The 17,382-nt window shown below is 50.9% G+C and carries 31 protein-coding genes; 30 read left to right on the plus strand and 1 reads right to left on the minus strand.

Annotation, left to right across the window (positions count from 1 at the left end; translation table 11 throughout):
• The 30 genes from BOW52_RS10045 to BOW52_RS10190 all read left to right on the plus strand — a co-directional run.
• Positions 1 to 115, plus strand: a 115-nt coding sequence (locus BOW52_RS10045) for an EF-Tu C-terminal domain-related protein (RefSeq protein WP_456242906.1), incomplete at its 5' end; no start/stop codon positions are given.
• A 5-nt stretch (positions 116 to 120) separates the two neighbouring features.
• Complete coding sequence (gene rpsJ, locus BOW52_RS10050) at positions 121 to 432, plus strand: 30S ribosomal protein S10 (RefSeq protein ID WP_078483987.1); 312 nt, start codon at positions 121 to 123, stop codon at positions 430 to 432.
• 33 nt (positions 433 to 465) lie between these two features.
• Complete coding sequence (rplC, locus tag BOW52_RS10055; protein ID WP_078483951.1) at positions 466 to 1,110, plus strand: 50S ribosomal protein L3; 645 nt, start codon at positions 466 to 468, stop codon at positions 1,108 to 1,110.
• A 10-nt stretch (positions 1,111 to 1,120) separates the two neighbouring features.
• Positions 1,121 to 1,732 (plus strand): 50S ribosomal protein L4, encoded by a 612-nt coding sequence (rplD, locus tag BOW52_RS10060; RefSeq protein ID WP_078483952.1) that lies wholly within the window; start codon positions 1,121 to 1,123, stop codon positions 1,730 to 1,732.
• Positions 1,729 to 2,025 carry a 50S ribosomal protein L23 gene (gene rplW, locus BOW52_RS10065; RefSeq protein ID WP_078483953.1) on the plus strand — a complete coding sequence of 99 codons (297 nt, stop codon included), beginning with the start codon at positions 1,729 to 1,731 and terminating at the stop codon, positions 2,023 to 2,025. Before rplD ends, rplW begins: the two co-directional genes overlap by 4 nt.
• Before the next feature lie 52 nt (positions 2,026 to 2,077).
• The gene (gene rplB / locus BOW52_RS10070) at positions 2,078 to 2,902 is read left to right on the plus strand and encodes a 50S ribosomal protein L2 (protein ID WP_078483954.1); all 825 of its coding nucleotides are present in this window, start codon (positions 2,078 to 2,080) and stop codon (positions 2,900 to 2,902) included.
• 18 nt (positions 2,903 to 2,920) lie between these two features.
• Positions 2,921 to 3,193, plus strand: a complete 273-nt coding sequence (gene rpsS / locus BOW52_RS10075) for a 30S ribosomal protein S19 (RefSeq protein WP_078483955.1) — start codon at positions 2,921 to 2,923, stop codon at positions 3,191 to 3,193.
• 11 nt (positions 3,194 to 3,204) lie between these two features.
• Complete coding sequence (gene rplV / locus BOW52_RS10080; RefSeq protein WP_078483956.1) at positions 3,205 to 3,540, plus strand: 50S ribosomal protein L22; 336 nt, start codon at positions 3,205 to 3,207, stop codon at positions 3,538 to 3,540.
• An 18-nt stretch (positions 3,541 to 3,558) separates the two neighbouring features.
• Entirely contained in the window at positions 3,559 to 4,245 is a 687-nt protein-coding gene (gene rpsC / locus BOW52_RS10085; protein ID WP_078483957.1) for a 30S ribosomal protein S3, read from the plus strand.
• A gap of 21 nt (positions 4,246 to 4,266) precedes the next feature.
• A complete protein-coding gene (gene rplP, locus BOW52_RS10090) occupies positions 4,267 to 4,680 on the plus strand; it encodes a 50S ribosomal protein L16 (protein WP_078483958.1) in 414 nt (137 codons plus the stop codon).
• Positions 4,680 to 4,883, plus strand: coding sequence for a 50S ribosomal protein L29 (rpmC, locus tag BOW52_RS10095; RefSeq protein ID WP_078483959.1), 204 nt, complete (start codon positions 4,680 to 4,682; stop codon positions 4,881 to 4,883). The genes rplP and rpmC overlap by 1 nt, the downstream gene beginning before the upstream one ends.
• Complete coding sequence (rpsQ, locus tag BOW52_RS10100; protein WP_078483960.1) at positions 4,880 to 5,146, plus strand: 30S ribosomal protein S17; 267 nt, start codon at positions 4,880 to 4,882, stop codon at positions 5,144 to 5,146. Before rpmC ends, rpsQ begins: the two co-directional genes overlap by 4 nt.
• A gap of 31 nt (positions 5,147 to 5,177) precedes the next feature.
• On the plus strand, positions 5,178 to 5,546 hold the full coding sequence (gene rplN, locus BOW52_RS10105; RefSeq protein WP_078483961.1) for a 50S ribosomal protein L14: 369 nt from the start codon (positions 5,178 to 5,180) through the stop codon (positions 5,544 to 5,546).
• Positions 5,547 to 5,563: 17 nt separating this feature from the next.
• The gene (gene rplX / locus BOW52_RS10110) at positions 5,564 to 5,881 is read left to right on the plus strand and encodes a 50S ribosomal protein L24 (protein ID WP_078483962.1); all 318 of its coding nucleotides are present in this window, start codon (positions 5,564 to 5,566) and stop codon (positions 5,879 to 5,881) included.
• 13 nt (positions 5,882 to 5,894) lie between these two features.
• Positions 5,895 to 6,434, plus strand: a complete 540-nt coding sequence (rplE, locus tag BOW52_RS10115; protein ID WP_078483963.1) for a 50S ribosomal protein L5 — start codon at positions 5,895 to 5,897, stop codon at positions 6,432 to 6,434.
• A gap of 10 nt (positions 6,435 to 6,444) precedes the next feature.
• A complete protein-coding gene (gene rpsN, locus BOW52_RS10120; protein ID WP_078483964.1) occupies positions 6,445 to 6,750 on the plus strand; it encodes a 30S ribosomal protein S14 in 306 nt (101 codons plus the stop codon).
• A gap of 33 nt (positions 6,751 to 6,783) precedes the next feature.
• Complete coding sequence (gene rpsH / locus BOW52_RS10125) at positions 6,784 to 7,179, plus strand: 30S ribosomal protein S8 (RefSeq protein ID WP_078483965.1); 396 nt, start codon at positions 6,784 to 6,786, stop codon at positions 7,177 to 7,179.
• A 14-nt stretch (positions 7,180 to 7,193) separates the two neighbouring features.
• The gene (gene rplF / locus BOW52_RS10130) at positions 7,194 to 7,727 is read left to right on the plus strand and encodes a 50S ribosomal protein L6 (protein ID WP_078483966.1); all 534 of its coding nucleotides are present in this window, start codon (positions 7,194 to 7,196) and stop codon (positions 7,725 to 7,727) included.
• 12 nt (positions 7,728 to 7,739) lie between these two features.
• Positions 7,740 to 8,093, plus strand: coding sequence for a 50S ribosomal protein L18 (gene rplR / locus BOW52_RS10135; RefSeq protein ID WP_078483967.1), 354 nt, complete (start codon positions 7,740 to 7,742; stop codon positions 8,091 to 8,093).
• A gap of 10 nt (positions 8,094 to 8,103) precedes the next feature.
• A complete protein-coding gene (gene rpsE / locus BOW52_RS10140) occupies positions 8,104 to 8,610 on the plus strand; it encodes a 30S ribosomal protein S5 (RefSeq protein WP_078483968.1) in 507 nt (168 codons plus the stop codon).
• A 3-nt stretch (positions 8,611 to 8,613) separates the two neighbouring features.
• Positions 8,614 to 8,802 (plus strand): 50S ribosomal protein L30, encoded by a 189-nt coding sequence (gene rpmD, locus BOW52_RS10145; protein WP_078483969.1) that lies wholly within the window; start codon positions 8,614 to 8,616, stop codon positions 8,800 to 8,802.
• Position 8,803: 1 nt separating this feature from the next.
• Entirely contained in the window at positions 8,804 to 9,238 is a 435-nt protein-coding gene (gene rplO / locus BOW52_RS10150) for a 50S ribosomal protein L15 (RefSeq protein ID WP_078483970.1), read from the plus strand.
• 21 nt (positions 9,239 to 9,259) lie between these two features.
• Positions 9,260 to 10,582 (plus strand): preprotein translocase subunit SecY, encoded by a 1,323-nt coding sequence (secY, locus tag BOW52_RS10155; protein ID WP_078483988.1) that lies wholly within the window; start codon positions 9,260 to 9,262, stop codon positions 10,580 to 10,582.
• 37 nt (positions 10,583 to 10,619) lie between these two features.
• Positions 10,620 to 10,736 (plus strand): 50S ribosomal protein L36, encoded by a 117-nt coding sequence (gene rpmJ / locus BOW52_RS10160; RefSeq protein ID WP_078483971.1) that lies wholly within the window; start codon positions 10,620 to 10,622, stop codon positions 10,734 to 10,736.
• A 97-nt stretch (positions 10,737 to 10,833) separates the two neighbouring features.
• Positions 10,834 to 11,190 carry a 30S ribosomal protein S13 gene (rpsM, locus tag BOW52_RS10165; RefSeq protein WP_078483972.1) on the plus strand — a complete coding sequence of 119 codons (357 nt, stop codon included), beginning with the start codon at positions 10,834 to 10,836 and terminating at the stop codon, positions 11,188 to 11,190.
• 46 nt (positions 11,191 to 11,236) lie between these two features.
• Positions 11,237 to 11,629 carry a 30S ribosomal protein S11 gene (rpsK, locus tag BOW52_RS10170; RefSeq protein ID WP_078483973.1) on the plus strand — a complete coding sequence of 131 codons (393 nt, stop codon included), beginning with the start codon at positions 11,237 to 11,239 and terminating at the stop codon, positions 11,627 to 11,629.
• Positions 11,630 to 11,644: 15 nt separating this feature from the next.
• Positions 11,645 to 12,271, plus strand: coding sequence for a 30S ribosomal protein S4 (rpsD, locus tag BOW52_RS10175; RefSeq protein ID WP_078483974.1), 627 nt, complete (start codon positions 11,645 to 11,647; stop codon positions 12,269 to 12,271).
• Between the two features lie 21 nt (positions 12,272 to 12,292).
• Positions 12,293 to 13,282 (plus strand): DNA-directed RNA polymerase subunit alpha, encoded by a 990-nt coding sequence (locus tag BOW52_RS10180; RefSeq protein ID WP_078483975.1) that lies wholly within the window; start codon positions 12,293 to 12,295, stop codon positions 13,280 to 13,282.
• Between the two features lie 31 nt (positions 13,283 to 13,313).
• The gene (rplQ, locus tag BOW52_RS10185; RefSeq protein ID WP_078483976.1) at positions 13,314 to 13,700 is read left to right on the plus strand and encodes a 50S ribosomal protein L17; all 387 of its coding nucleotides are present in this window, start codon (positions 13,314 to 13,316) and stop codon (positions 13,698 to 13,700) included.
• An 84-nt stretch (positions 13,701 to 13,784) separates the two neighbouring features.
• Entirely contained in the window at positions 13,785 to 14,522 is a 738-nt protein-coding gene (locus BOW52_RS10190) for an SAM hydrolase/SAM-dependent halogenase family protein (RefSeq protein ID WP_078483977.1), read from the plus strand.
• Between the two features lie 5 nt (positions 14,523 to 14,527).
• Here BOW52_RS10190 and uvrA read toward each other — a convergent pair whose 3' ends face one another.
• Entirely contained in the window at positions 14,528 to 17,365 is a 2,838-nt protein-coding gene (uvrA, locus tag BOW52_RS10195; RefSeq protein WP_078483978.1) for an excinuclease ABC subunit UvrA, read from the minus strand.
• Positions 17,366 to 17,382 lie beyond the last annotated feature (17 nt).

Raw genomic sequence — 17,382 nt, forward strand, 5'->3', positions numbered from 1 at the left:
CAAGATGACGGTCAGCCTGATTGCCCCGATTGCGATGGAAGATGGTCTGCGCTTCGCGATTCGTGAAGGTGGTCGTACCGTAGGTGCGGGTGTTGTAGCTAAGATTATTGAGTGATTGAGATGACTAATCAGAGAATTCGTATCCGTTTAAAGGCTTTTGATCATCGTCTGATCGATCAGTCAGCTCGTGAAATTGTAGAGACCGCAAAGCGTACCGGAGCACAGGTTCGTGGCCCGATTCCTCTGCCTACCAAGATGGAGCGTTTCACCGTTCTGATCTCTCCGCACGTTAATAAGGATGCACGAGATCAGTATGAGATTCGTACTCACAAGCGCCTGATGGATATTGTCGATCCTACTGACAAGACCGTAGACGCGCTGATGAAGCTCGATTTGGCGGCAGGCGTTGATGTTCAGATTAAACTGAACTGATTCGAAGAAGATTAGAGTAAGAGGATTCTTAGCATGGCAATCGGAATAGTCGGTCGCAAAGCTGGTATGACCCGCGTATTCACAGAAGAGGGTGTTTCTATCCCCGTCACTGTGATCGAGGTTGAACCAAATCGTATTTCACAGATTAAAACTGTTGAGAGTGATGGCTATCGCGCGATTCAGTTAACAGCCGGTTCGCGCCGCGCGTCTCGTGTAACCAAGGCGATGGCAGGTCACTTTGCCAAAGCTGGTGTCGAGGCTGGTCGAGGTGTTTGGGAGTTCACGCTTGCTGATGGCGAAGGTGATGATCTTGAAACGGGCGGCGAGCTTAAGGTGGGTCGCTTTGAGGCGGGGCAGATGGTTGATGTGACCGGTACCAGTATTGGTAAGGGTTTCGCTGGTGGCGTTAAGCGTCACAACTTCAAGATGCAGGATGCCACTCATGGTAACTCCATCTCTCACCGTGCGCCTGGCTCGATCGGTCAGAACCAAACCCCTGGACGTGTTTTCAAGGGTAAGAAGATGGCCGGTCATATGGGTAGTGTGCGCACCACCACGCAGAACCTTGAGGTTGTACGTGTTGATGAAGAGCGCAACCTGATTCTAGTTAAGGGTGCAGTTCCTGGTTCGAAGGGCGGTGATGTAATCGTGTTGCCCGCCGTCAAGACCCGTTCCTGAGGAGATATCGATGGAGCTTCAAGTAAAAAATTCTGATGGCGCAGCCTCAATTGAGGTTGCAGATAGTACTTTTGATCAGCCATTTAATGAGACTCTGATCCATCAAGTGGTCATTGCGCATATGGCTGGAGCCCGCGCTGGCACTAAGGCTCAGAAGAATCGTTCTGATGTTTCTGGTGGTGGTGCAAAACCCTGGAGACAAAAGGGGACAGGCCGCGCAAGATCTGGTACTATACGCAGCCCGATTTGGCGAAGCGGTGGTGTGACCTTTGCTGCACGTCCGCGTGACTTCTCGCAAAAGGTCAACAAAAAGATGTATCGCGGTGCAATCCGCTCGATTCTCTCTGAGCTACTGCGTCAGGAGAGGTTGGTTGTAGTTGGTAGCTTCACTGTTGATGCGCCAAAGACCAAGCAGATGGTTGAAAAGTTGAAGGGTTTAGATTGTGAGAAGGCGCTGATCGTAAGCGAGGCACCCGATGACAATCTCTATCTTGCTGCGCGCAATCTTTATGGTGTGGCTGTTACGGACGTGGCGGGTGTTGATCCAGTCAGTTTGGTTAATTTCGATAAGGTGGTCATGACAGTTGACGCCTTACGTATGGTTGAAGGGTGGTTGTCATGAATCAGGAAAAACTGATGCAGGTGCTGCTGGGGCCGATTGTCTCAGAGAAAAGCACAATGATTGCCGACCAGCATCAGCAGTTTGCATTTCGTGTGCGAAAGGATGCAGACAAGGCCGCTATTAAAAGCGCCGTTGAGCTGATGTTTGAGGTGAAGGTTGCCAAGGTTAACGTTGCCAATGTTAAGGGTAAGGTTAAGCGCTTTGGTCAGCGTTTTGGTCAGCGTTCAGATTGGAAGAAGGCTTACATTACGCTTGAGCCTGGTCAGGATATCGATTTCCTGGGTGCCGAATAACTTCGGTCAGATAATAGAAATACAGAACAGAAGATTGCAGTAAGGATTTGATATGGCTCTCGTAAAGGCAAAACCGACATCTCCTGGACGCCGCTTCGTCGTCAAGGTTGTAACGCCGGGTCTTCACCGTGGCGAACCGCATAAGCCGTTGCTCGATAAGAAGAGCAAGAATGGTGGTCGTAATAATAATGGTCGTATTACGACTCGTCATCGCGGTGGTGGTCACAAGCAGCGTTATCGTCTTGTTGATTTCAAGCGGAATAAAGATGGTATCGATGCCCGTGTCGAGCGTCTTGAGTACGATCCAAACCGTAGTGCGCATCTTGCGCTGCTGCTCTATGCAGATGGTGAGCGTCGTTACGTGATCGCACCGAAGGGTGTTGAGGCCGGTGAAGTGCTGCGTTCGGGTGATGATGCGCCGATCAAGCCCGGCAACACGCTTCCGTTGCGCAACATGCCAATGGGTTCTCTGGTGCACTGCATCGAGATGAAGCCAGGTAAGGGCGCGCAAATTGCACGTTCTGCTGGCACCTCGGCTCAGTTGGTTGCTCGAGAAGGTATCTACGCCACATTGAGGCTCCGCTCTGGTGAGATGCGCAAGGTACATGCTGAGTGTCGTGCGACCCTCGGTGAGGTTGGAAATAGCGAGCATTCGCTGCGCTCTCTGGGTAAGGCCGGTGCAACACGCTGGCGCGGTGTTCGTCCTACCGTTCGTGGTGTGGTTATGAACCCGGTAGATCACCCTCATGGTGGTGGTGAAGGTCGTACCTCTGGTGGTCGTCATCCTGTTAGTCCATGGGGTATGCCAACCAAGGGTTACAAGACACGTTCAATGAAGCGCACCGATAAGATGATCGTGCGTCGTCGTAAGAAGTAAAGGATAGGGGTATCTGCTGTGCCGCGTTCAATTAAAAAGGGTCCATTTGTAGATCTGCATCTGGCGAAGAAGGTCGATGAGGCTGTTGCTACTAACAACCGTCGTCCGATTAAGACCTGGTCAAGAAGATCTATGGTGTTGCCGGAGATGGTTGGTCTGACAATCGCGGTCCACAACGGTCGGCAGCATATGCCGATTCTGATTAACGAAAACATGGTTGGCCATAAGTTGGGTGAGTTCGCACTGACCCGGACCTATAAAGGTCACATTGCCGACAAGAAGAGCAAGTAAGAGGTCTGGGTATGGAGCAAGTTACTGCCAAAATGCAATATGCGCGGATCTCCCCGCAGAAGTGTCGTCTGGTTGCTGACCAGATTCGCGGTCTGCCGGTTGAGCAAGCACTGAATGTACTTTCATTTAGCCCCAAAAAGGGTGCCGATCTAGTTAAGAAAGTACTCGATTCTGCCATCGCGAACGCTGAGCACAATTCAGGTATGGATATTGATGAGCTTTTTGTTAGCACCATCTTTATCGATGAGGCGCCTACATTTAAGCGTTTTCGTGCACGTGCCAAAGGCCGTGGTGATCGTATTATCAAGCGTACCAGCCATATCACTGTACGTGTCGCAGAAAAGTAAATTCGAGAGAGAATTGTAATGGGACAGAAGGTACATCCAACAGGTATTCGCCTCGGCATCGTTAAAGATTGGACGTCGAAGTGGTATGCGGACAGCAAGAACTACGCAGAATTCTTGAATACGGATCTGCGCGTTCGTGACTTCCTGAAAAAGAAGCTGGCTCACGCATCTGTTAGCCGTATTCAGATTGACCGCCCGGCGCGTAATGCGCATATCACCATCCATACCGCTCGTCCCGGTATCGTAATTGGTAAGAAGGGTGAGGATATTGAGGTTCTGCGTAAAGAAGTCTCTGAGCAGATGGGTATCCCTGTCCACATCAATATCGAAGAGATTCGCAAGCCTGAGCTCGATGCAACGCTGGTTGCAGAAAATATCGCTCAACAGCTTGAAAAGCGTATTATGTTCCGCCGTGCAATGAAGCGTGCAGTGACAAATACCATGCGTCTCGGTGCTCAGGGCATCAAGATCAATGTTGGTGGCCGATTGAATGGTGCTGAAATCGCTCGCAGCGAGTGGTATCGCGAGGGTCGTGTTCCACTACACACCCTGCGTGCTGATATCGACTACGGTACCGCAGAGGCCAATACCACCTACGGAATCATTGGTGTGAAGGTGTGGATCTTCAAGGGTGAAGTGTTTGGTTGGGGCGAGACTGAGTCTGAGACCGAAACCAGCAAGAACGCTGCACCTGCTGCCAAGTAATTAGTAAAGAGAATTTACGAGATGCTACAGCCAAAACGTACAAAGTTCCGCAAGCAGCACAAGGGTCGCAATCGCGGTCTGGCTACTCGTGGTGACAAAATTAGCTTCGGTGAGTTTGGTCTGAAGGCCACATCGCGCGGACGCATTACTGCACGCCAGATTGAGGCTGCTCGACGTACCATTACACGTCACGTAAAACGTGGCGGTAAGTTGTGGATACGTCTGTTCCCTGACAAACCAATTACCAAAAAGCCTATTGAGGTTCGTATGGGTAAAGGTAAGGGTAATGTGGAGTACTGGATCTCTCAGATTCAACCAGGACGCGTCCTGTATGAAATTGAAGGTGTAGATGAAACTACTGCACGTGAGGCATTTAAGCTTGCTGCAGCAAAGCTTCCAGTTAAAACAACATTTGTAAGTCGTACGGTGATCTGATGAGTGCGAATGAACTTCGTAGTAAGGGTGTGGATGAGCTAAACCAGGATCTTCTGGAGCTCCGCCGCGAACAGTTTAATCTGCGTATGCAGCAGGGCACAGGCCAGTCGCCACGCCCACACCTATTTAAGAAGAATCGTCGTGATATCTCGCGTATCAAGACCGTTCTGAATGAAAAGAAAAGAGCAGGTGATGCGTCATGAGTGAAGAGAATAAGGTCTCCCGTACTGTTTCTGGCCGCGTAGTCAGCGACAAGATGGATAAGAGCATCACCGTAATGATCGAGCGTCAGGTCAAGCACCCGCTCTATGGGAAATTCATCAAGCGCAGCACCAAACTGCATGCTCATGATGAGAGCAATGAGTGCGCGATTGGTGATTTGGTAGTTATCGAGCAGTGTCGTCCGCTTTCAAAATCGAAGACCTGGCGTCTCGTTGAAATTGTGGATAAGGCTGTACAGGCCTAGGTCAACAGAAGAAGTATAGGCGGATTGAATCATGATTCAGATGCAGACAGTTTTGGACGTGGCCGACAACAGTGGTGCTCGTCGTGTGATGTGTATCAAGGTGCTGGGTGGCTCTAAGCGTCGTTATGCCAGAATCGGTGACGTTATTAAAGTCAGCGTAAAAGAGGCTAACCCACGCGGTAAGGTTAAGAAGGGTGATGTATATAATGCAGTAGTTGTACGTACTGCCAAAGGCGTACGTCGTACTGATGGTTCCATCATTCGTTTTGATGGTAATGCTGCAGTACTACTGAATACACAACATCAGCCAATCGGTACGCGTATCTTTGGCCCCGTAACCCGCGAGCTGCGTAGCGAGAAGTTTATGAAGATCGTTTCACTCGCTCCAGAAGTACTTTAATTTAGAAGGTTGTTGTCATGCGTAGGATTAAAAAAGGTGACGAAGTCATCGTAACCACGGGTAAGGACAAGGGCCGTCGTGGAAATGTGCTGCAGGTTCGTGATGACAGTCGCGTGCTGGTGGACGGTATCAACATGGTCAAGCGCCATACTAAGGGCAATCCACAGGCCGGACAGGCTGGTGGCATCATCGAAAAAGAGATGCCGATCCAGGTCTCGAACGTCATGCTCTTTAATGCCGAGACTGGCAAGGGTGACCGTGTAGGCATCCGTACTCTGGAGGACGGACGTAAAGTGCGCTTCTTCAAGTCGAACAACGAAGTTATTGACGTTTAAATCGGATAGAATAATGGCCAGATTTCAAGAGTATTATCGTGAGTCCGTCGTGCCTCAGCTCAAGGAGAAACTTGAGGGTGCGAATGCGATGGAAATTCCACGTATAACCAAGATCACGCTGAACATGGGTCTTGGTGAAGCGATTGGCGATAAGAAAGTCGTCGAACACGCAGTAGCAGACATGATCAAGATTGCAGGTCAGAAGCCTGTAGTCACTCACGCTAGAAAATCGGTTGCCGGTTTTAAGGTTCGTGAAGAGTGGCCAATCGGTTGTAAGGTTACCCTTCGCCGTGAGCGCATGTATGAGTTTCTTGATCGCCTGATCACCATCGCTATACCACGTATTCGTGACTTCCGGGGTCTTAACGGTAAGTCATTCGATGGTCGTGGAAACTACAGCATGGGTGTTCGTGAGCAGATCATCTTCCCGGAGATCGACTATGACAAGATCGATGCACTCCGTGGTATGGATATTACGATCACTACGTCAGCGCGTACTGATGAAGAGGGACGTGCGCTTCTCGAAGCGTTTAACTTCCCGTTCAAGAACTGAGGATTGATTAATGGCTAAAGTAAGCATGATCGAGCGCGAAACAAAGCGTGCCAAATGTGTAGCAAAGTATGCAGACAAGCGTGCTGCACTCAAGGCAATTATTAACAATCCTGAGACGAGCTATGAGGAGATGATGGCAGCACAGGCCAAGCTCCAGAAACAGCCTCGTAATGCCAGCAAGTGCAGACAGCGTAATCGTTGTGCGATTACCGGTCGTCCTCACGGTTTTTACCGTAAGTTCGGGCTGTCACGTAACAAGCTGCGTGAAGCCGCTATGCGTGGTGACGTTCCAGGTCTAGTCAAGGCTAGCTGGTAGTAGACAGAAACCTAATTTACAGGGGATTTCCAAGTGAGTATGACGGACCCTATCGCGGATATGCTGACGCGAATCCGAAATGGACAGGCTGCAGGCAAGGTAGAAGTATCAATGCCAGCATCGAAGATTAAACAGGCGGTTGCCAACGTTCTCAAGAGCGAAGGTTACGTTACCGATGTGCGTCACGAAGAGGTTGAGGGCAAGAAGCAGCTAGTCGTTGCGCTTAAGTACTTCGAAGGCAAGCCAGTTATCGACAATATCAAACGCATCAGCCGTCCTGGACGTCGTTTGTATAAGGGCAAGGATGATCTGCCTACGGTATTAAATGGCCTTGGTGTTGCTATTATTTCGACATCGAAGGGCGTAGTTAGTGACAGAGAAGCGCGCGCCAATGGTAGCGGCGGCGAAGTCCTCTGCATAGTTTCCTAGTGGGTGGTGTTTAGATGTCCAGAATCGGAAGAAAACCCGTCACGATCCCTAAGGGTGTAGAAGTTACCCTGAATGGTCAGAATATAAGTGCCAAGGGCAGCAAAGGTACGATGCAGCTCGAAGTCAATGAGACTGTAACGGTAAACCAGGATGGCGACAGCCTGAGTTTTGCACCTGTAAAGGAAAGCAAGACTGCGTGGGCGATGACCGGTACAATGCGCTCCCTGGTTAACGGAATCGTTAACGGTGTTAGTGCTGGTTTCGAACGCAAGCTAGAGCTGATTGGCGTTGGTTATCGTGCGCAGGCTAAGGGCAGTACGCTCAATCTGAGCCTCGGTTTCTCTCACCCTGTTGAGTACGCTGTACCTGAGGGTATTACAATCGAGACACCGAGCCAGACTGAGATCCTTGTAAAGGGTTGTGACAAGCAGAAGGTTGGTCAGGTAGCAGCAAATATTCGCGCGTGTCGTCCACCAGAGCCTTATAAGGGCAAGGGTGTTCGTTATTCCGACGAAGTTGTTGTACGTAAAGAAGCCAAAAAGAAGTAAGGGTTCGGTAAGATGGATAAAAAATCTACACGTCTACGTCGCGCACGTAAGTCACGCATCAAGATTAGAACCCTTGGTGAGAATCGACTCAATGTGCATCGCACGCCGCGTCATATTTATGCGCAGATCATCTCGCCGGACGGTAATACCGTCCTCGCTGCCGCATCGACTCTACAGTCTGATGTTAAAGAGGGTCTTGAAGGTACCGGCAATGTTGCTGCTGCAGTAGCTGTAGGCAAAATGATTGCCGAACGCGCAAAGACTGCAGGCGTAACCAAGGTCGCCTTCGACCGCTCCGGTTTTAAATATCATGGCCGTATCAAAGCACTTGCCGATGCTGCGCGTGAAAATGGTCTTGAGTTCTAAGGGTTAGATTATGGCAAATATGAATGCACAGGCAGCGGGTGACGATCTTCAAGAGAAGCTCGTTCACGTTAATCGCGTAGCTAAAGTTGTAAAGGGTGGACGTCAGTTCGGCTTTACCGCACTTACTGTAGTAGGTGATGGCAAGGGTCGTGTTGGCTTTGGATATGGTAAGGCACGCGAAGTACCTGTAGCGATTCAAAAGGCTATGGAGAAGGCGCGCAAGAACATGAAAACCATCAATCTTAATGCGAGTACGCTCTACTACCCGATCAACGCTGTGCATGGTGGCGCTAAGGTCTACATGCAGCCGGCATCTGAAGGTACTGGAATTATTGCTGGTGGCGCGATGCGAGCAGTTTTTGAAGTCCTCGGTGTTCGCGATGTGCTTGCCAAAACGATCGGTTCACCGAATCCGATCAATGTAGTTCGCGCTACCATTAAAGGTCTGGAAGAGATGTCATCTCCAGAGCAGGTTGCTGCCAAGCGCGGTAAGAAAGTTGAAGAGATTTTGGGATAAGCCATGTCTGCATCAAATACAATCAAAGTGACGCTGGTCAAAAGCACCAGTGGTCGACTGAAGAGCCATCAGGCCTGTGTTCGTGGTCTTGGTATTCGTCGCATGCATCAGACCGTTGAAGTACTCGATACTCCAGAGAATCGTGGCATGATCAATAAGGTCTCCTACATGCTAAACGTTGAGGAAGCTTAAAATGCGTTTGAATACAATCAAGCCAGCACCTGGCACTAAAACCGATGCCAAGCGAGTTGGTCGTGGTATCGGTTCGGGCTTCGGAAAAACCTGTGGTCGCGGCCATAAGGGTCAGAAGTCGCGTTCAGGCGGGTTCACCAAGGTCGGATTCGAGGGTGGTCAGATGCCGCTCCAGCGCCGTCTTCCTAAGATCGGCTTCAGCTCGCGTATTGGTCGTGAAACAGCCAATGTACGACTTAGTGAGCTGGCCAAGATTGAGGGAGACGTTGTCAGCATCGAGTCACTGCAGAAGGCAAATGTGATCGGTAAGAACATCAAGCGTGCCAAGGTCTTCTCATCGGGTGGTGTTGACAAGGCGTTCACTCTCAGCGGAATTACCGCTACCAAAGGTGCTCAGGCTGCGATCGAAGCTGCCGGCGGAAAAGTTGAGGCATAAGTGGTCAAATCAGCCTCTGCAATGGCCGGTGGCATGGACACCGGGAAACTATCTGAGCTAAAACAGAGGCTCTTTTTCGTCTTGGGTGCTCTGATCGTATATCGAATTGGTGCACACATCCCTGTTCCAGGGATCGATCCTGTCGCATTGGCGAAGATGTTCGAACAGCAAAGCGGCACCATATTGGACATGTTTAACATGTTCTCGGGTGGTGCTTTGATGCGTTTCACCCTTTTCGCACTGGGCATCATGCCCTATATCTCAGCCTCTATTATCATGCAACTGCTAACGGTGGTTGTACCAACCCTTGAACAGTTGAAGAAAGAGGGAGAGGCAGGGCGTCGTAAGATTACTCAGTACACTCGATATGGCACGCTCGTTCTCGCGACTTTCCAGGCCATTGGTATTGCTATCGCTCTACAAAACCAGACTGTTGCAGGGCTTTCGGTAGTCATTAGTCCTGGCGTTGGTTTTATCTTCACAGCCGCTGTGACGCTGGTCACCGGAACTATCTTCCTGATGTGGTTGGGTGAGCAGGTGACTGAGCGTGGTATCGGTAATGGTATATCCATCATTATCTTCGCTGGTATCGTTGCTGGTCTTCCTTCCGCGATTGGTGGAACCCTTGAGCTTGCTAGAACCGGTGAGCTCAATGCACTGACAATCCTATTCCTATTTGCTCTTGCCATTGCCGTCACTGGATTTGTTGTATTTGTTGAGCGTGGTCAGCGTCGCATCACTGTTAACTACGCTAAACGACAACAGGGCCGCAAGATGTATGCGGGTCAAAGCACACATCTACCCTTGAAGCTGAATATGGCCGGTGTCATTCCTCCCATTTTCGCATCAAGTATCATTCTATTTCCTGCAACGCTTGGTAGTTGGTTCGGCAGTGCTGAGGGTATGGGCTGGCTTAAAGATCTTTCTACAATGGTGTCACCAGGTCAGCCTCTTTATGCAATGTTCTATGCGGTGGCGATCATCTTCTTCTGCTTCTTCTATACCGCGTTGGTGTTTAATTCCCGCGAAACCGCAGATAACCTGAAAAAATCAGGTGCTTTTATCCCCGGGATTCGTCCTGGTGAGCAGACGGCCAAATATGTAGACACCGTACTTACACGCCTAACACTGGCTGGTGCAATCTACATTACTGCAGTATGCTTGCTGCCCGAATTTCTGACGATCTACTGGAACGTGCCGTTCTACTTTGGCGGAACATCGCTGCTGATTATCGTCGTTGTAGTAATGGATTTTATGGCGCAGATGCAGACACACATGATGTCGCATCAATACGATAGCCTGCTCAAGAAGGCTAATCTTAAGTCGCAAAAACGTCCAAGCTAAGTTTCGTTTTCTAAATTATTTCGTTAAGGAGTGTCCCATGAAAGTCAGGGCATCTGTTAAGAAGATCTGTCGTAATTGCAAAGTTGTTAAACGCAAGGGTGTTGTTCGTATCATCTGTAGCAGTGACGCTCGTCACAAACAACGCCAGGGTTAATTTCTCACCCGATTAGGATTGATTTATTTTGAGTGGCGCGATATTATGGCGCGCTTTCCCCGGCTGGTCCGGGTTTTGTAGCTAGGAGTGAAGTAGTATGGCCCGTATTGCTGGTATCAATATACCGACAAATAAACACACGGTTATTGCACTGACATCGATTTATGGCGTCGGCCGTACTCGGTCTGCGAACATATGCGAGACCCTTGGAATCAACCCGGCAGCAAAGATCAAAGATCTGACCGAAGGTGAGGTTGAGAGCATTCGTGGCGAAGTTGCTAAGATCACCGTTGAGGGTGACCTACGTCGTGAAGTTGCTATGAATATTAAGCGTCTGATGGATATGGCTTCATATCGCGGTATCCGTCATCGTCGTGGTCTACCTGTCAACGGACAGCGTACCAAGACAAACGCACGTACCCGTAAGGGTCCGCGTCGCGCAGTACGTAAGTAACTCGCACGGCTACTGAAGTTTAAGAAACTTATCTCGGAATTTAGAAATGGCTAAAGGTAAAGCAGCACGCATTCGTAAGAAGGTGAAAAAGGACGTTGTCGACGGTATCGCCCACGTACACGCCTCTTTTAATAACACCATCATTACTATTACCGACCGTCAGGGCAATGCGCTCTCATGGGCAACCTCAGGTGGTTCAGGTTTCCGCGGTTCACGTAAGAGCACACCTTTCGCGGCACAGGTTGCTGCAGAGCGTGCTGGCGCTGTTGTTGCTGAGTTCGGCATGAAGAATATGGAGGTCCGTATCAAGGGACCTGGCCCTGGCCGTGAGTCGGCAGTTCGTGCTTTGAACAACGCCGGTTTCAAAATTACCAGCATTACAGATGTGACGCCGATTCCACACAACGGCTGTCGTCCCCCTAAGAAGCGTCGCGTTTAATTTACGGAGTTACCTGTGGCTAAGTATATCGGTGCCAAGTGTCGTCAGTGTCGTCGTGAGGGAAGTAAACTCTTCCTCAAGGGCGAGAAGTGTTATACCGCGAAGTGTGCGATTGAGAAGCGTCCTTTCCCACCTGGTCAGCATGGCCAGCGTCGTACCCGCCTTTCTGACTATGCACTTCAGTTGCGTGAAAAGCAGAAGCTACGTCGTACCTATGGCGTACTCGAAAAGCAGTTCCTCGGCTACTACAAAGACGCGGCTCGTAAGAAGGGCTCTACCGGTGAGAACCTGTTGCAGTTCCTCGAGAGTCGTCTCGATAATGTTGTTTATCGTATGGGTTTCGCGGCATCTCGCTCAGAGGCTCGTCAGCTGGTCCGTCATAACGGTATTACCGTCAACGGTGGCAAGGTGAATATCCCTTCATATCAGCTCGCTGCTAGCGATGTTGTTGCCGTCAATGAGAAGAAGCGCAGCCAGATCCGCATTCAATCTGCTATCGAACTTGCGCAGCAGCGCGGTTTTGCTGATTGGATCGATGTTGATGTGAAAAAGATGGAAGGTGTTTACAAGAATCGTCCGGAGCGTAGTGATCTCTCCGCAGACATCAATGAGCATCTCGTTGTCGAACTGTATTCTAAGTAAACGCTAAGGGGATTGGGTTAAATGTCGGCTTCTGTAACGGAATTTCTTAAGCCACGTCTAGTTGACGTGCAACAGGTATCAAGCAATGTTGCTAAGGTGACACTGGAACCGCTCGAGCGTGGTTTTGGTCACACTCTTGGTAATGCAATCCGTCGTATCCTGCTCTCTTCTATGCCTGGCTGTGCGGTTGTAGAGGTAGAGATTGAAGGCGTCCTGCACGAGTACTCAACCATTGAGGGTGTACAGGAAGATGTGATCGATATCCTTCTCAATCTCAAGGGCCTCTCTATCACCATGCATGCACGTGAAGAGGCTACCCTAAAGATCAACAAAAAGGGGCCTGGTCCTGTTACTGCCGGTGATATCACCGTTGATCATGACGTAGAGATCGTCAATCCTGACTTTGTGATTGCTAACCTGACTAAGGAAGGCGAGATCAATATGAGCATGAAGGTTCTACGTGGACGTGGCTATCAGCCATCTACCGTTCGTGCAGCAGAGGGTGAGGATTCACCAATTGGTGTACTTCAGCTTGATGCCTCATTTAGTCCAGTGCTACGTGTTAGCTACTCAGTAGATCGCGCCCGTGTAGAGCAGCGCACCGATCTCGATAAGCTTGTTATTGAAATCGAGACTAACGGTACCATCGATCCTGAAGAGTCAATTCGTCGTGCTGCAGGCATTCTGCATGATCAGCTCTCAGTATTTGTAGATTTGCAGGGCAAACAGGAGACTGCAGCTGTATCTAAGGAGCCTGAGATCGACCCGGTTCTGCTGCGCCCTATCGATGATCTGGAGCTGACTGTTCGTTCAGCCAACTGTCTCAAGGCGGAGAACATCTATTACATTGGTGACTTGATTCAGCGTACTGAGGTTGAGCTTCTGAAAACGCCTAACCTTGGTAAGAAGTCACTTACCGAAATCAAGAACGTACTGGCCTCACACGGCCTCTCAATGGGTATGCGTCTCGAGAACTGGCCACCAGCCGGACTCGAGAAGAGCGCCGGTTGAATAACACTCTAGTTTAAGAAGGTATAAACCCATGCGTCATCGTAATAGCGGCCGTCAGTTAAATCGTAATAGCAGCCACCGCAAGGCAATGTTCAAGAACATGGCTGTCTCATTGCTCAGCCATGAGGCAATCAAGACCACACTGCCTAAGGCCAAGGAGCTGCGTCGCGTAGCCGAGCCTCTGATCACCATGGCTAAAAACGACAGCGTTGCAAATCGTCGTCTCGCCTTTAACCGCCTACGTGATCGTGATGCAGTCACCAAGCTGTTTAATGAGCTTGGTCCACGTTATAAGGATCGCCCTGGTGGTTATATGCGTATCCTCAAGTGTGGATTCCGTGATGGTGACAATGCAACTATGGCCTATGTCGAGTTGGTTGATCGTCCAGATGTTGAAGAAGAGACTGCTGACGAATAGATCTATTTGTCTACTTAAAAGCCGGGCAATGCCCGGCTTTTTTGTGTCTGAGATTTGATGCCGCTTTGCTGCTAGGCTTCTTTTATGATTGTTATTGCGACTGACTTTGGCATTGACGGACCCTATCTAGGTCAGATGATTGCCGCCATCTATGCGCAAAACAATCAAATTCCCGTTGTAACGCTCTTCTCTGATCTACCTACATACGATATTAAGGCTTCGGCATATCTGCTTGAGCCTCATATCAACTTCTTTCAGCAGGGAACGGTATTCCTGTGCGTCGTTGATCCCGGTGTCGGTGGCAGTCGCTTGCCTATCGTGGTTAAGGCGGACGGTCGCTGGTTTGTTGGGCCAGATAACGGCCTCTTTGCGATGATTGCCAGGAGGGCAAAGCTTGTTTCGTATTGGGTAATCAGCTGGCTGCCTGATCAGTTATCGGCCTCCTTCCATGGTCGTGACCTGTTTGCGCCGATTGCTGCTGAACTGGCATTGTCAGGCGTCAATGATAAACATATGCATGCTGTTGAGCAGGTTACATCTGATCCTTCCTGGCCGGAGGATCTCAGTGAGGTGGTTTATGCGGATCGCTATGGCAATGCTATTACCGGAATCAGGGCATTAACACTCGATAACAGCGATAGACTGATCGTGAACGGTACGGAGATCTCATCAGCACGTACCTTCTCCGAAGTTGCTGTTGGTGAGCTGTTTTGGTACGAAAACTCAAATGGCTTGGCTGAAATTGCCGTCAATAAGGGGAGCGCAGTAGCCGCTCTCGAGATTGAGCTGGGTGCTCCTGTCGTTCGTGTTCTGGGTACCTAGCACCACTAAGTACTATCTCTGTTTAGCATTGGTTTGAGGAAATGCCCGGTGTGGGAATGCGCTACATCAGCAATCTTCTCAGGCGTTCCTGAGGCGAGAATTTCCCCGCCCTTGTCGCCACCCTCTGGACCGAGATCAATGACCCAGTCGGCTGTTTTGATGACATCAAGGTTGTGCTCGATGACGACGATGGTATTGCCGTGGTCGCGTAGGCGATGCAACACAACGAGTAGCTGTTCGATGTCGAAGAAGTGTAGGCCCGTGGTCGGTTCATCAAGTATGTAGAGTGTATTGCCTGTGTCACGTTTCGATAACTCCTTGGCCAGTTTAACGCGTTGCGCCTCACCACCCGAGAGAGTGGTGGCGTTCTGTCCAAGGCGAATATAAGAAAGACCGACCTCTACCAGAGTCTTAAGCTTTCGAGCCAGAGGTGGTACCGCCTCAAAAAATGGCAGCGCCTCCTCTACGGTCATTTCTAATACTTCGTAGATATTTTTTCCCTTGTAACGTACTTCGAGGGTTTCGCGATTATAACGTTTACCCTTGCAGACATCGCAGGGAACGTAGATGTCGGGTAAGAAGTGCATCTCTACCTTGATTACACCATCGCCCTGACACGCCTCACAGCGACCACCCTTGACGTTAAAGCTAAATCGCCCAGGTTTATAGCCGCGTGAGCGCGCTTCCTGGGTGGCTGAAAAGAGCTCGCGAATTGGCGTGAATAGACCTGTGTAGGTGGCAGGGTTCGATCTCGGAGTGCGGCCAATCGGGCTCTGATCGATATCGACAACCTTGTCGAAATGGTCGAGGCCCTCGATCGCATCACAGGCGGCCCCGGTAGAGCTTGCACCGTTGAGTTCTCGAGCGGCCTCGGGGTAAAGGGTGTCGTTAATCAGGGTCGATTTGCCGGAGCCAGAGACACCCGTAATGCAGGTGAACAGTCCAACGGGAATCTCGATGTCGACTCTCTTGAGGTTGTTTGCGCACGCACCGCGGACGGCGAGCTGTCGTGACACGTCGGCAGGCGTCCGTGTTTGTGGGACCGCGATCTCGCGTGCACCACTTAGATACTGCCCCGTCAATGAGGACGGACAGTTCATGATCTCGGCGGGTGTTCCCTGCGCGACAACCTCTCCACCATGTACGCCGGCACCTGGGCCAATGTCGACGACGTGGTCGGCTGATCGCACCGCATCCTCATCGTGCTCGACGACAATAACGGTATTTCCCATGTCGCGTAGATGGGTGAGTGTGTCTAGAAGGCGTTGATTGTCACGCTGATGCAGGCCGATGGATGGCTCATCAAGAATGTACATTACACCGACCAGGCCCGCGCCAATCTGACTGGCAAGCCGGATACGCTGCGCTTCGCCACCCGACAGGGTGTCGGCACTGCGATCGAGGGTCAGGTAATCGAGGCCGACATTGACCAGAAAGTTGAGCCGGTCACCGATCTCCTTGCGCACCTTGGCAGCGATCTCGCCACGACGCCCCGGTAGTTCCAGATTCGCAAAGAAATCGCGTGCTTTACCAACCGGCAATGCGGCAATGGCGGGTAGGTTATGTTTGGTGATAAAGACGTTGCGCGCGCCGCTGTTAAGGCGCGTACCGTTGCAGCCGGGACAGAGTTGATCGGCGAGATAGCGTGATAGCTCCTCACGCACCACGTTGGACTCGGTCTCTCGATAACGACGCTGCATATTGGGAATAATGCCTTCGAAGGCGTGTACCTTGGTGGTAATGCTCTGGCCGCGCTCCTGCAGATACTGAAACTCTATCTCCTCTTCACCGCTGCCGTAGAGTACTGTTGTTTGAATCGATTCAGGCAGCTCCTCGTAGGGGGTTTCGATATCGAATTTGAAATGGTCGGCAAGCGAGCTGATCAGGTGGAAGTAGTACATGTTGCGACGATCCCAACCACGTACTGCGCCACCTGCCAGGCTGAGATGAGGGTTGGAGACCACCTTGTCGGGGGCGAAGTAGGTCTCAATGCCGAGTCCATCACAGCTGGGACAGGCTCCGACCGGGTTGTTGAAGGAGAAGAGGCGTGGTTCCAGTTCGGTTAGTGAATAGCCGCACTCGGGACAGGCAAACTTGGCGGAGAAGAGCAGCTCAGGTTGCTCGGGCTGATCCATGTAGGCAACTCGCGCCAGTCCATCAGAGAGGCTCAGTGCGGTCTCGAAGGACTCCGCAAGACGGGTCTGAATATCTTCGCGTACCTTGAGTCGGTCGACGACCGCTTCAATGGTGTGTTTGCGCTTCAGGTCGAGTTTGGGTGCGCTGTCGAGTTCTATGATCTCGCCATTGATACGAGCGCGGATAAAACCCTGTGCGCGTAGCTCCTCGAGAATATGCAGGTGTTCACCCTTACGTTCGCTGATCACAGGGGAGAGCAGCATCAGTTTGCTCCCCTCTGGCAGTTCCATCACCAGATCGACCATCTGACTGATCGTCTGAGCCTCGAGGGTGGTGCCGTGCTCGGGGCACTGCGGTGTGCCGGCACGGGCAAACAGCAGGCGCAGGTAATCATAGATCTCAGTGATGGTGCCGACGGTCGAGCGGGGGTTGTGTGAGGTCGACTTCTGCTCGATGGAAATTGCTGGTGAGAGGCCCTCGATATGGTCAATATCGGGTTTCTCCATCATCGACAGAAATTGGCGAGCGTAGGCAGAGAGCGACTCGACGTAGCGGCGTTGACCCTCTGCGTAGATGGTGTCGAAGGCGAGCGATGACTTGCCAGAACCGGAGAGGCCAGTAATAACTATCAGCTTGTCTCGCGGTAGGTCGAGATCGATATTTTTCAGGTTATGGGTGCGCGCGCCACGCAGGTGAATCGTGTCCATCGGTCGTTTCCAGAGGG

The organism is Solemya pervernicosa gill symbiont, from assembly GCF_002020875.1.
In the GTDB taxonomy this organism is placed as follows: domain Bacteria; phylum Pseudomonadota; class Gammaproteobacteria.